This is a genomic window from Actinomadura sp. NPDC048394, assembly GCF_040651755.1.
Lineage (GTDB): Bacteria > Actinomycetota > Actinomycetes > Streptosporangiales > Streptosporangiaceae > Spirillospora > Spirillospora montaniterrae.
In genome coordinates this window covers 76,156-88,416 of the sequence record NZ_JBEZJL010000007.1, presented here as the reverse complement: position 1 = coordinate 88,416, position 12,261 = coordinate 76,156, and the positions used below count along the sequence as shown (strand labels likewise).

General features: G+C 73.6%; 10 protein-coding genes. 7 read left to right on the top strand and 3 right to left on the bottom strand.

Annotated elements, in window-relative coordinates:
• Positions 1 to 68 precede the first annotated feature (68 nt).
• Both AB0C78_RS06430 and AB0C78_RS06425 read right to left on the bottom strand, forming a co-directional pair.
• Positions 69 to 1,154: a winged helix DNA-binding domain-containing protein gene (locus tag AB0C78_RS06430; protein ID WP_360742575.1), complete on the bottom strand. Its 1,086-nt coding sequence runs from the start codon at positions 1,152 to 1,154 to the stop codon at positions 69 to 71.
• A gap of 48 nt (positions 1,155 to 1,202) precedes the next feature.
• A complete protein-coding gene (locus AB0C78_RS06425) occupies positions 1,203 to 3,797 on the bottom strand; it encodes an AAA family ATPase (protein ID WP_360742572.1) in 2,595 nt (864 codons plus the stop codon).
• Positions 3,798 to 3,982: 185 nt separating this feature from the next.
• Between AB0C78_RS06425 and AB0C78_RS06420 the strand changes: the two genes are divergently transcribed.
• From AB0C78_RS06420 to AB0C78_RS06395, 6 genes are all read left to right on the top strand, one after another.
• On the top strand, positions 3,983 to 4,960 hold the full coding sequence (locus AB0C78_RS06420; protein WP_360742569.1) for an ABC transporter ATP-binding protein: 978 nt from the start codon (positions 3,983 to 3,985) through the stop codon (positions 4,958 to 4,960).
• On the top strand, positions 4,957 to 5,685 hold the full coding sequence (locus tag AB0C78_RS06415) for an ABC transporter permease (protein ID WP_360742566.1): 729 nt from the start codon (positions 4,957 to 4,959) through the stop codon (positions 5,683 to 5,685). Before AB0C78_RS06420 ends, AB0C78_RS06415 begins: the two co-directional genes overlap by 4 nt.
• Before the next feature lie 47 nt (positions 5,686 to 5,732).
• Positions 5,733 to 6,983 (top strand): sensor histidine kinase, encoded by a 1,251-nt coding sequence (locus AB0C78_RS06410; protein ID WP_360742563.1) that lies wholly within the window; start codon positions 5,733 to 5,735, stop codon positions 6,981 to 6,983.
• A 133-nt stretch (positions 6,984 to 7,116) separates the two neighbouring features.
• Complete coding sequence (locus AB0C78_RS06405; protein WP_151541036.1) at positions 7,117 to 7,722, top strand: response regulator transcription factor; 606 nt, start codon at positions 7,117 to 7,119, stop codon at positions 7,720 to 7,722.
• Between the two features lie 89 nt (positions 7,723 to 7,811).
• The gene (locus AB0C78_RS06400) at positions 7,812 to 8,525 is read left to right on the top strand and encodes a ribonuclease HII (RefSeq protein ID WP_360742842.1); all 714 of its coding nucleotides are present in this window, start codon (positions 7,812 to 7,814) and stop codon (positions 8,523 to 8,525) included.
• Positions 8,526 to 8,598: 73 nt separating this feature from the next.
• Positions 8,599 to 9,228, top strand: coding sequence for an endonuclease (locus AB0C78_RS06395; RefSeq protein WP_360742559.1), 630 nt, complete (start codon positions 8,599 to 8,601; stop codon positions 9,226 to 9,228).
• Positions 9,229 to 9,321: 93 nt separating this feature from the next.
• On the opposite strand, the gene AB0C78_RS06390 is transcribed toward AB0C78_RS06395, so the two are convergent.
• Positions 9,322 to 10,887: a TerD family protein gene (locus AB0C78_RS06390; protein ID WP_360742556.1), complete on the bottom strand. Its 1,566-nt coding sequence runs from the start codon at positions 10,885 to 10,887 to the stop codon at positions 9,322 to 9,324.
• Positions 10,888 to 11,115: 228 nt separating this feature from the next.
• Between AB0C78_RS06390 and AB0C78_RS06385 the strand changes: the two genes are divergently transcribed.
• Positions 11,116 to 12,243: a Gfo/Idh/MocA family oxidoreductase gene (locus AB0C78_RS06385; RefSeq protein ID WP_360742553.1), complete on the top strand. Its 1,128-nt coding sequence runs from the start codon at positions 11,116 to 11,118 to the stop codon at positions 12,241 to 12,243.
• Positions 12,244 to 12,261: the final 18 nt, after the last annotated feature.

Sequence of the window (12,261 nt, the reverse complement as noted above, 5' to 3'; positions counted from 1 at the left end):
ATGCGGGTGACCGCAGGCCGCATCACGCCGGGGTCCTCTGGAACCTCGGCGCGCGCCCCCGCCGACGGTCAGGCAAGCAGCCGTCCTAGGCGGGCTCTCTCGGTTTCCAGCGGCGCGGCGGGAAGGTCTTCGAACGCCGTAACGGACGGGTTTCCGTCCTTGGCCTCCCACACTCCGGCGACGCGTCCCTCGTGCAGGACGACCGGCGATATCCAGCCGCCCGTACGGCTCACCTCGGCGCGGCGCTCGGCCGGTATCAGGTAGGGCGCGCCGGTTCCCGCGCCTAGGACGTACTGGTCGAACGCCCCCAGGAGCCGTACCGACGTGGCGGGCGCGGTCGCCTGGAGCTCTTCGACGTGCTCCTCCTGCACGTACATGGGGACGCCCTCGACGTCGACCGTGGACAGGCCGTCCGCGGCGGCGGCGAACCAGCCCTTCACGTCCTTCTTGCGGTTGCCCTTGCGCATGAGCCAGTTGTCGAACATCTCCGGGGTGGCGGGCCCGTGCGCACCGAGGTACGTGTGGACGACCGTACGGGCGGCCTCGTCGACGGGCGGCAGCCCCTTCCATGCCGGAAGCCAGTGCTCGGGCGACGTGAAGGTGACCCGCGTTCCCTGCGGCGGCCCGTAACAGAGGACGCCCCACCAGGCCAGTGGCTTGAGGAGGACGCCCCACCCGGAGCCGAGCACCTCCGCGAGATGCCGCGAGCCCGTCTCCTCCACCACGGCGGTGGTCAGCTCCTCGCGCGTGAGCGCGTCCCCGCCCGCGAGCGCTTCGGCGGCCGCTCCGGCGATCGCCTCCAGATCGGCGGGGGTCGCGCCGAAGGTCCGCTGCCAGGCGGCCTTCTCCCAGTTGCGGATCGCCGCGCACAACACGAGATAGGCGGCGGCCTCGTCGGCCGGAAGCAGGTGCAGGGTGCCCCGCATGGCCCACGTCTTAACGAGCGTCCTTTTACCCAGGACCGCGCTCGCCACCTCACCCGGACTGGGCTTCGCCTGACGCACCGCGACGGCGAGCTCGGCGGCGGACGCGACCTGCGCCTGCACGCCCGCCAATCGGCGGGCGATCTCGACGGCCGACGCGCCGCCGGGCGGTTCGATGAACTGCCGCCGCATCCGCCAGGCCAGCACCTGCGCCCACGTAACCGAGGTCATCCCCTGATTACACACCGGGCCACCGACGGATTCGTCCCGGGCCGGGGCTCAGGCCAGGCGGTGGGTGAGCTCCGCGAAGGCGTCGCGCACGTCGTCGGCCGTCAGCACGGTCAGGTCGTCGGCGGTCGCGGCGGATCCGAGCCCGGCCGCCCGCAGCGCCCGGCACGCGCACGCCTTCTCGTACAGGGAACGGGCGAAGCGGCCGTTGCCGAGCTCGTCGATGCGGCCCGTCCCGCAGACGCGCTGGAAGACCAGCGCGAGGTCGTCGAGCGCGCGCTCCTCCCACTGGTCGCCGCCCTGCTCGGCTATCAGCTGGGCTATGCGCAGCAACTCGTCGGGACCGTAGGAGGGGAATCCCACGCGGACGTCGAACCGCGACGCGAGCCCCGGGTTGGACGCCAGGAAGCGCTCCATGTCGGCCTCGTATCCGGCGAGGACGACCACGAGGCGGTCCCTGTCGTCCTCGGCGCGCTTCAGCAGGACCTGCACGGCCTCGGCGCCGAACGCGTCGCCTCCCGAGTAGCCGGGGTTGGTCAGCGCGTACGCCTCGTCGATGAACAGCACTCCGCCGAGCGCCGAGTCGACCACCTTGTTCGTCTTCAGCGCGGTCGCGCCGAGATGCTCGCCCACGAGGTCGGCGCGCTGCGCCTCGACCACCTCCGGCCGCGCGAGCAGCCCGAACGCCGCGAAGATCCGGCCGAGGACCCGCGCGACCGTCGTCTTGCCCGTGCCCGGCGGGCCGGTGAACACGAAGTGCCGCGTCGGCGGCCGGGTGACGAGCCCCTGCTCGCGGCGCATCCGCGCCACCTGCAGCTGCGCGGCGATCTCGCGGACCTGCCGCTTCACCGGCTCCAGCCCGATCATCGCGTCCAGCGAGCCGAGCGCCTCGTCCAGCGTCGGCGTCTCGGCGTAGCCCCGGTACCGCTCGGTCACCTCCGCGAAGGCCGTCTCGACGTCCTCTTCCAGCAGGGTGACGAGGTCGTCCGCGGTGGGCGCGGCCGGATCGCCGGAGGAGGCGACGGCGTCGACGACGCGTACGTCCCGCGCGCGCGCCGCCGCCTCGGTGAGCGTGCGGACGAACCGTCCGTTGCCCAGCTCGTCGACGATGCCGCGGCGCTCGACCTCCTCGAAGCGGGCGGACAGCCGGCTGCGGGCGCCGGCCGAGAGCCGGTCCTCGCGCAGGCCCGTGTGGTACTCGGCGATCCGGAGCAGCTCGGCGGGCCGGTACGACGGGAAGCGCACGCGGGTGCCGAAGCGGGAGGCGAGGCCGGGGTTGGAGCCGAGGAACTCCTCCATCTGCGCGTCGTATCCGGCGAGGATTATCACCAGGTTGTCGCGGTCGTCCTCGGCGCGCTTGAGGAGTGCCTGCACGGCCTCGTCGCCGAACCGGTCGGGCTGGCCCTCGGCGGAGTTGACGAGCGCGTACGCCTCGTCGATGAAGAGCAGCCCGCCCAGGGCGGAGTCGATGAGCCGGTTGGTCTTGATGGCGGTGGCGCCCAGGAACTCCCCGACGAGGTCGGCGCGATGGGCCTCCACCACCGTCTGCTTGGGCAGCAGCCCGAACGCATAGAAGATCTTCGCGAGCACGCGCGCGACGGTGGTCTTGCCGGTGCCGGGCGGCCCGACGAACACGAAGTGCCGCATGGGCTTCTCCGTCGGGACGCCCGCGGCGGCGCGCATGTGGGCGGCCTCGATGGACGCGGCGATGGAGCGCACCTGCCGCTTGACGGGTTCCAGCCCGATCATGGCCTCGAGCTCGGCGAGCGCCTCCGCGACCGAGATGCCGGGTTCGTTCGCCCCGGAGGCGTCACCGGACGCCGCCGGGTCCGCGACGCCGGCGGCTTCGGCCGCCTGAGCGGCCCCACGCGGCCGGTGAGCCGCCTGCGCGGCCGCCGCCGCTCCAGAGGACGGCCCGGACGCGTCGTCGCGCGACGCGCCGGATGAGGGCCGGGCGGACCCTCCGGTATCGCGCCGGTCCGGGCGGTCGCGCTTCTCCGCGCCGGAGGGGTTCCGCCGAGATCCCACCGTTCCGTCCCCCTTCGGGGTGGCCTGTTCCTGGACCCAGCCGGTCTCGTACGCCTCGGCCGGCACCGCGCGCCGCGCCTGGTCCCAGCGGTAGGCGAGCACCGCGAAGGCGGCGGCCCATCCCGGCAGCACGCTCGCCTGCGGAAGCGGGTGCGCGAGCGCGGCGGTCGCCACGCCCGCCGCGGCGAGCGCCAGCAGCGCCGTCCGCCAGGGCGCGTACCCGCGCAGGCGGAACGCCATGAACGCCACCGGCAGGGCCAGCAGCGCGAGCAGCAGTTCCGGGCTCAGGTAGGGCGGGTGCCCGCCGTCCGGGTAGAGCCGGCCCAGCGGCACCGACAGCGCCAGCCATGACGCGACGACCGCGACGACCGCCATCCCGGTGGGCGAGCGGAGCGTCAGGTGGACGACGATGAGCAGGATGACCGCGAACGCCGCCGTGCCGAGGACCGGCCCGTCCACGACGACCACCGCCGACAGCACCAGGGCGACCAGCAGCACCCCGCCGAGGAAGCGCAGCCCCGCCGGGATCTGGAAGTAGCGCCAGCGCAGGCGCTCGAAGAGATCCCGTGCCGCGGCGTCCTTCGCCGGGCGGGAGCGGGACCTGCCAAACAAAGCCATCAATAAGCGAGTAAAGCGCAGGACAGGCCCGAACGGGACTCCCCGCGCCGCGTTCATTGACTCCGGGGAACGCCGCCCGGTCGGGAGTCCTGTTCGCGCCGCCGGGAGACCAGGACATTTGTCCTGCGAAGAACCAGAGGTTCGGCTCTGCAACCGGCCATGGCGCGATCCGTAGCGTCACCGGCATGACAGTCCAGACGACGGAGACGGCGAGCGCGGTCGAGTTCGCCGGCGTCACCAAGAGCTACGGGGCGGTGCGGGCGGTGGACGGGCTCGACCTACGGCTCGACCGGGGGACGTCCGTAGCGCTCCTCGGGCCGAACGGAGCCGGCAAGTCGACCGCCATCGGCATGCTGCTCGGCCTGCTGCAACCGGACTCCGGCACGGTCGCGCTCCTGGGGACGACCCCTGAGCAGGCCGTGCGGGCGGGCCGTGTCGGGGCGATGCCGCAGAGCGGCAGGCTGATCGGCGGGGTGACCGTACGCGAACTGCTCGGTTTCGTCCGGCTCGCCTATGCCAGGAAGGCCAAGGCAATCGGACACACCCGCACCGTGCCCGCTCTTACCGAGCTGATGGAGGCGGCGCGGATCGCGGAATTGGCCGGGCGGAAGGCCGATCGGTTGTCGGGCGGGCAGGCCCAGCGGGTCAGGTTCGCGATCGCCATGGCGGGTGCGCCCGATCTGATCGTCCTTGACGAGCCCACCACGGGACTCGACATCGAGGCACGCCGGGAACTGTGGGCCGTGGTCCGCGGGTACGCGGAAAAGGGCGGCACGGTGCTGTTCTCCACGCACTACGTGGAGGAGGCCGACGACCACGCGGACCGCATCGTCGTCCTGGACCGCGGACGGGTCGTCGCCGACGGCACGAGCGAGAGCATCAAGCGGCGCGTGCCGGGCCGCACGGTCAGCTTCGACCTGGCGGGCCGAGCGCCGTCCCTGGACGTGCTGCCGGGCGTCGTCAGCAGCGAGATCAGCGGCGGCCGGGCCAGGCTGCACACCACCGACTCCGACGCGACCGTCCTGGCGCTCGCCGACGCGGGCTGCGTCCGGAACCTTGAGGTGACGGGCGCCCGGCTGGTGGAGGCGTTCCTCACCCTGACCCATGGCCGCCTCACCCTGCCCCATGGCCGCGCCGCGAGCGCCGAAGGAGGAGCACGGTGATCGTGCACTACGTCCGGCTGGAGATGGTGCGGCTCCTGCGCGATCCGGGTTACCTGGTGATGAGCCTGATCTCGCCCCTGACCATGTACCTGGTGTTCACCTCGCTGGACCTCACCGGTGAGCCCGGGAACGGCGGCTCGGTGTACTCGATGGTGGGCATGGCCGGGTTCGGCGCGATCGGCGCGGTCATGGGCAGCGGGGTGTCCATAGCCGAGGACAAGCCGATCGGCTGGATACGGCAACTACGCCTCCTCCCGCTACGGCCGCTGGAGGTCGTCGTTGGACGGGCCTTGTGCGCGATGGTCGTCACGCTCCCGCCGATCCTGTCGGTGTGCCTGGCGGGTGCCCTGGTTAACGGGGTGTCGCTCGGCGCCGGTCAATGGGCCGGGGTACTGGTGCTGCTCTGGGTTGGCATCGCGCCCATCGCCGTCCTCGCCATCGGCCTCGGCTACCTGCTCACCGGCCACCAGGCGCAGATGGCGGGCCTCGTCTGCTACATGGGGCTGTCCCTGCTCGGCGGGCTGTGGGTTCCCATCTCGAAGTTCCCGGGCTGGCTGGAGCGCCTCGCCACCGCCACGCCGATCAACCGCTACGGGGAGCTCTCCTGGCGCGTGACGGACGGCGACGCCCCGTCCCTGACCGGGGTACTGGTGCTCGCGGGATGGGCGGCGCTGTTCGCCGTCATCGCCGTGTACGGCTACCGGCGCTCGGCGCGTTCGGCGTGAGCGCCGCCTCCCGCGTACCGTTTCCGCGTGAACGAGGAGAGCAGCGGGTGAAGTTGTGGAAGGACGCCCCGCCCCGGCGGACGCCCGACCTTGACCTGGACAAGCTGGACCGCAATGGCCCCGAGGGCGGCGCGTTCGTCTTCTGGCTGGTCATCCTGCTGTGGCCGCTGCGCGACGTCGTCGAGGGCCGGTCCCAGCCGGTGTGGGCGGCGGTCCCCGCGCTGCTCGCGTTCACGGTCGTGCACATCGCCGTCGCTCGCACGGCCTTCGACGGGCGGGTGCCCATCAAGGTGCCGGTGGGGCTGCTGATCGTGGAGGCGGGCGTGGCGTCCGCCTCCACCGCCGCCTTCGGGCACCGGTGGTTCACGCTATGGCCGCTGCTAGGGCTGGCCACCGGCGTCGTGGTGGGGCACATGCCCCGCCAGACGAAGGGCCCGGAACTGCCGATGCTCGTCGGGATCGGAGGGGTCTCGGCGTTGTGCATCATCGTCTCGGCGGCCGCCGGGGAGGACGGCCAGACGATTCTCGGCAGCTGGTACGGCGTGGTGACCGCGGCCCTGGTGACGGCGGTACTGCTGCGCCTGTTCACCGTTATCCGGATGCTCCGCGAGGCGCGGGAGGAACTCGCGAAGGCGGCCGTCGAGCAGGAACGGCTCCGCTTCTCCCGGGACCTGCACGACCTGCTCGGCCACACGCTGTCGCTCATGGTCGTGAAGGCGCAGGCCGTCCGGCTGGTCGCCGAGCGCGATCCCGCCGTGGCCGCCGAGCAGGCCGCCGACATCGAGAACGTCGGGCGCCAGGCCCTCGGCGAGGTGCGGCAGGCGGTCTCCGGGTACCGCGGGCGCGGCCTCGGCGACGAGCTCGACGCGGCGGTCACCGCGCTGGCGGACTCCGGCGTGGACGCGGCCGTCCGGCGGGCCGGGCCGCCGCTGCCGCCGGAACCGGACGCGCTGCTCGGCTGGGCGGTGCGAGAGGGCGTCACGAACGTGATCCGGCACAGCGGCGCCCGGCACTGCACCATCACGATCCGCAATGACGGCGGCAGCGCGACCGTGCAGATCATCGACGACGGGACCGGCCCTGGCCGGCACACAGCGGAAGCGGTCGACACCATGCAGGCGGACGAAGCCGGCGGGAACGGCGATCGGCTCCGCGCGGACGCCCTCCGCCTTTCGCTCGGCCCGGGCGGGCACGGCCTGCGGGGCCTCGCGGAACGGATGGAGGCCGCCGGCGGCACCCTCGAGACCGGGCCGGCGCCCGGCGGCGGGTTCCTGCTGACGGCGACCGTGCCGATCTGATGGGCGCCGCCCAGCGGACGGCAAGGCGGCGCACGGCCGCGGCGGCGGTCCGGAGCCGGACGGCGGGGCCGCGGTCCGGAGCCGGACGGCGGCCTCCGTGGCGCCGGTGGACAATGGGGCCGGGAGGAAGCCCGTGATCAAAGTTCTGCTCGCCGAGGACCAGGGCATGATGCGCGGCGCGCTCGCGCTGCTGCTGGGCCTCGAAGAGGACCTGGAGGTCGTCGCCCAGGTCGGTGACGGTGCGCGGGTGCTCGAGGAGGCCCTGCGGACGCGTCCGGACGTGGCGGTGCTCGACATCGAGATGCCGGGCCGCAGCGGCCTGGACGTCGCGGCCGACCTGCGCCGCGACCTGCCCGGCTGCAAGGTCCTCATCGTCACCACGTTCGGCCGTCCCGGCTACCTGCGCCGGGCGATGGAGGCGGGCGCGAGCGGCTTCCTCGTGAAGGACGGCCCGATCGAGGACCTCGTCGCGGCGCTCCGCCGCGTCCTGGCCGGGGAGCAGGTCGTCGACCCGGCCCTGGCGACCGCGGCGCTGTCGGTGGGCCCGAACCCGCTGACCGAGCGGGAGCGGGACGTGCTGTCGGCCGCGTCCGACGGCGCGACCATCGCCGACATCGCCGGGCGCCTGCACCTGTCGGAGAGCACCGTCCGCAACTACCTGTCCTCGGCGATCGGCAAGACGGGTGCGCGCAATCGCATCGAGGCGGTGGGCACGGCCCGCCACAATGGCTGGCTGTGACCACCGAACACGTCCCTGAGGACGCCCCTTCCACCGGCGCGGCCGACGCGCTGCCCGGCCTCGATCCCGCTTCCCCGGCGCCCGGGGGCGTGCCCCGTACCGCCGGATACGAGATCGAGCGGGAGCTGCGGGACGCGCTCGGCGGCGGGCCGGTCCGGATCGCGGGCGTGGACGAGGTCGGCCGCGGCGCCTGGGCGGGCCCGGTCGTGGTGTGCGCGGCGATGACCGACCTCAGCGCGCCGCCGGTGCTGCGCGGGCGCGGCGACCGGACCGTCGCGCTGACCGACTCCAAGCTGCTCACGGCCGCGCACCGCGCCGCGTTCGCCGACGTCCTGCCGGGCTGGCTGGCCGGGCACGCGATCGGCGCGTCCGCCCCTGAGGAGATCGACGAGGTCGGCATGACCGAGGCGCTGCGCCGCGCCGCCGTCCGCGCGCTGGAGGCGCTGCCGCATACGCCGGACGTGGTGATCCTGGACGGCAAGCACGACTTCCTGCGCCGCCCGTGGCGGGTTCGCTGCGAGATCAAGGCGGACCAGCGGTCGGTGACGGTCGCGGCGGCGTCGGTCCTGGCGAAGGTCCACAGGGACGGCCTGATGGCGGACCTGGAGGACGAGCACCCGGGCTACGGGTTCGCCGACAGCGCCGGATACCCGTCGCCCGTCCACCAGCGGGCCCTGGAGGAGTCCGGGCCGACCCCGCATCACCGGCTCTCCTGGTCCTACCTCGACGATCTGCCCCGGTGGCGGCACCTGAAGAAGCACCGCGACCCGCTCGCCGGGGAGGGACAGCTCAGCCTTCTGTGACGGCGCTCCCGCGCGGGCGCATGAGTCATCCCCCTCAGCCCGGGTACGCGTCGCGTTACGGGAGGTGCAAGCCATGGACGCTGTCGTCAGGAAGCTGCTGCGCGAGTCCGGGGAGACGTTCGCCGAGGAGGCGGGGATTCCGTTGAAGGACCAGCCCGCCGCGCTCTTCAAACTGCTTGTCATGGCGAACCTGCTGAGCGCCCGGATCTCGTCGGACATCGCGCTGGCGGCCGCACGGGAACTGTTCGAGGCGGGCGGCGGTACGCCCCGCGGTATGGCCAAGCTGACCTGGCAGGAACGGGTGGACGCGCTGGGGCGCGGCCACTACGTCCGCTATGACGAGAGCACCGCGACGCGGCTCGGGGACATGGCGGAGATAGTCCAGGACAAGTACAAGGGCGACCTGCGCAAGCTAGCCATAGAGGCGGGACGCGATCCGCACAAGGCCGCCGAGCTGCTCCAGGAGTTCCCCGGCATCGGGCCAACGGGCGTGGACATCTTCTGCCGAGAGGCCCAGGCGATGTGGCCGTGGCTGCGCCCCTACGTCGACTCGCAGGTCAAGAAGGGCGCGGAGCGGGTGGGTCTGCCCACCGACGCCGGCAAGCTCGCCTCCAAGGTCCCCGAAAAGGACCTCGCGCGGCTGAGCGCCGCGCTGGTGCGGGTGGCCCGCGACAAGAAGCTCGCCGACGCCGTCAAGGCCTGACGACCCCGGACGCGCGTTCGCCAGTGTCACCGGCCGTCCCACGGCAGGGGGCGCACGCCACAGGCCTTCGCGCGCCCCCTGCCGTACCCGTGCTCAGTCCTTGCCGCGGGCGGCCACCCATTCCAGGTTCCAGCCGTACGCCTCGTCGACCGACATCTTCCCCCAGCGGGGACGGCCCGGCGGCGGCAGCACGAACCGGCCCTCGCGGCGGACGACCAGCTCCCCGCCCACGTTCTCGATGAGCGCGAGCACGGCGTCGCGGGAGCCGTCCATGCAGTCGTCCATGCGCATCTCGATCGGCGGCGCGTTCACCGGGAACAGGGTGGCGATCGCGTCCAGGCCGCGGAAGTCGTCCGCGCCGTCGTAGATCTCGGCGAAGACCAGGATCCGCTTGAAGTCGGCGGTGTGGTCCAGGTTGATGGTGAGGTTCTCACCGCTCTCGATCGCGCCGGTGCGGTCGTCGGCGTCGAGCTTGATGAACGGCGGCCGGTCCAGCGCGCCCATGTCGCCGAGCGCGTGGATGATGCCACGGCGGCCGCTCTGCAGCTCCCAGAGGCAGCACAGGTCGAGGTCAAGGTCGACGCCGCGGCGCCGCTTGCCGAGCCGTCCCTTGGCGACGCCCTCGCGCGCGGTCCAGTTGAGGTTGACGCGCATGTGGCCGGAGGTCGCGCCGTGCTTGGTGAGCGACACCGTCGGCTTGCTCTTGGTCAGGGATATCTTCCCGCCCTCCGGCGCGGGGGCCTGCGGAGGCGCCGCCTGGGGAGGCGGTCCCTGCGGAGGCGGCCCCTGCGGCTGTCCGTATCCGGGCGCGGGCGGAGGAGCGTACTGCCCCGGAGGGGGAGGCGGCATGTACTGGCCGCCGGGCGGCGGTGGCGGCGCGTATTCGCCGGGAGGGGGCGCGTACTGGCCCGGCCCGGGAGGGGGCGCGTACTGGCCCGGCCCTGGCGGCGGAGTGTACTGGCCCGGCCCCGAAGGGGGCGGCGCGTACTGGCCGGGCGGAGGCGGCATGTACTGGCCGCCGGGCGGCGCGTACTGCTCCGGCGGGGCCTGCGGAGGCGGCGGCGCCTGCGGCTGAGGCTGCGCGGGAGCGGGCGCCTGCGGAGGCGGCGGGGCCTGCGGGGCCGCCCCCTGGCCCGGGTCGTCGACGGAGATGCCGAAGTCGGTGGCCAGGCCCGCGAGCCCGGTGTCGTATCCCTGCCCGACCGCGCGGAACTTCCACCCGCCCTGGCGCCGGTACAGCTCGCCGAGCACGAACGCGGTCTCGCTCGTCGCGCCCTGGCTGTCGAACCGCGCGATCTCGGTACCGCCCGAAGCGTCGGCGACCCGCACGTACAGCCCCTGGAACTGGCCGAACGTCCCGCCGTCCGCGGACGCCGCGATCACGATCCTGTCCACGCCCGGCTCGACCCGGTCCAGGTCCGCCGAGAGGGCGTCCACGATGACGGGCCCCTGCTGCTTGCCCTCGTGCCGCACCGCGCCGGACGCGTGCGCCGGCTGGTTGTAGAAGACGAAGTCGTCGTCCGAGCGCACCCGGCCGGACTCGGTCAGCAGCAGCGCCGACGCGTCGGCGTCCGGCACCCCCGGGCCGCCCTGCCAACCGACCTCGACGCGCACCGCGGCGACCGGCACCGCGGTGTTGGCGCCCTTCTGCATGGACATAACGCTCCTCGTCGTCAACCGATGCCGACAACCTACGGGCAGGCGCACGGCACGGCGACCTGCATGTGAGGTGGACGCACGACACGGCCGCGGAGTTCCGCGCACCCCGCCCGAACGCCCGCCCCGCCAATCGGACGCCGACTCTCCGTTTAAGTGGACGAGCCGCGTCCGATTGCGCTACCCTCCTCGGAAGCGGACGAGACACGTCCGGTTGACGGAGGGGGCGGCATGGCGGACGGCAGGATCCGGGTGGGCGTCGTCGGAGCGAATCCCGACCGGGGCTGGGCCGCGCGGGCGCACATCCCGGCGCTCCGCGCCCTGCCCGGCTACGAGATCACAGCCGTCGGCACCAGCCGGGCCGCCAGCGCCCGCGCGGCGGCCGACCGGTTCGGCGTCCCGCACGCCTTCACCGACGCCGCCGAACTCGCCGCGCATCCCGAGGTCGACCTGGTGGTGATCACCGTCAAGGTGCCGGCCCACGACGCGCTCATCCGCGCGGCGCTCGGCGCGGGCAAGCACGTCTACTGCGAATGGCCCCTGGCGCTCACCACCGCGGAGGCCGAGGGGCTGCTGCGCCTCGCGCGCGACGCCGGCGTCCGGCACGCCGTGGGCCTGCAGGCGCGCTTCTCCCCGGCCGTCCGATACGCGCGAGACCTCGTCGCCGACGGATACGTGGGCCGGGTGACCTCGGTGAACGTGTACGCGGCGCGCGGCAAGGGCGGCACCGGCGAGATCCCCGGCTTCGCCGCCTACACGCTCGACCCGTCCAACGGAGCCGGGACGCTCGAGGTCGGCGCCGGCCACACCCTCGACGTCCTGGAACACCTCGCGGGGGACGTCACGGCCCTGTCGGCGGAACTGGCCGTGCAGCGCACCGCGTACACGGTGGCCGGCACGGACGAGACGGTGAAGGTCACGAGCCCCGACCAGATCGCCGTCGCCGCCGTCCTCGCCGGCGGCGCCACCGCCGTCGTGCACGTCCACGACGCCAAGGTCACCGCCGCCCGGACCCAGATCGAGATCGCGGGCACGGACGGCGACCTCGCCCTCGTCTCCCCCGGCCCGGGCGCGGCGGCCGGCGTCCAGATCGGCGCCCTGGCGCTCCGCGGCGCCCGCGGCCACGGATCGCCCCGCGAAGAGCTGCGCATCCCGGACGAGTACCTGTGGGTCCCCGAGCCGGCGCGCGGCGTCGAGGTCCTCAACGTCGCGCAGTTCTACGCCCGCTTCGCCGACGACATCCGGACGGGCGGCCGGAGCGTCCCCGGCTTCGACGCGGGCCTGCGCGTGCACCGGCTCCTCGACGCCGTCCGCCTGTCAGCCGAGACCGGCACGCGGCGGGAGGTGGCGCAGCCGTGACCTCTCCACCTCGGCGCC

Coding starts and splice junctions, on each gene's coding strand:
- AB0C78_RS06430 (WP_360742575.1), bottom strand. CDS start 1,154: ATGACCTCGGTTACGTGGGCGCAGGTGCTGGCCTGGCGGATGCGGCGG.
- AB0C78_RS06425 (WP_360742572.1), bottom strand. CDS start 3,797: ATGGCTTTGTTTGGCAGGTCCCGCTCCCGCCCGGCGAAGGACGCCGCG.
- AB0C78_RS06420 (WP_360742569.1), top strand. CDS start 3,983: ATGACAGTCCAGACGACGGAGACGGCGAGCGCGGTCGAGTTCGCCGGC.
- AB0C78_RS06395 (WP_360742559.1), top strand. CDS start 8,599: ATGGACGCTGTCGTCAGGAAGCTGCTGCGCGAGTCCGGGGAGACGTTC.
- AB0C78_RS06390 (WP_360742556.1), bottom strand. CDS start 10,887: ATGTCCATGCAGAAGGGCGCCAACACCGCGGTGCCGGTCGCCGCGGTG.
- AB0C78_RS06385 (WP_360742553.1), top strand. CDS start 11,116: ATGGCGGACGGCAGGATCCGGGTGGGCGTCGTCGGAGCGAATCCCGAC.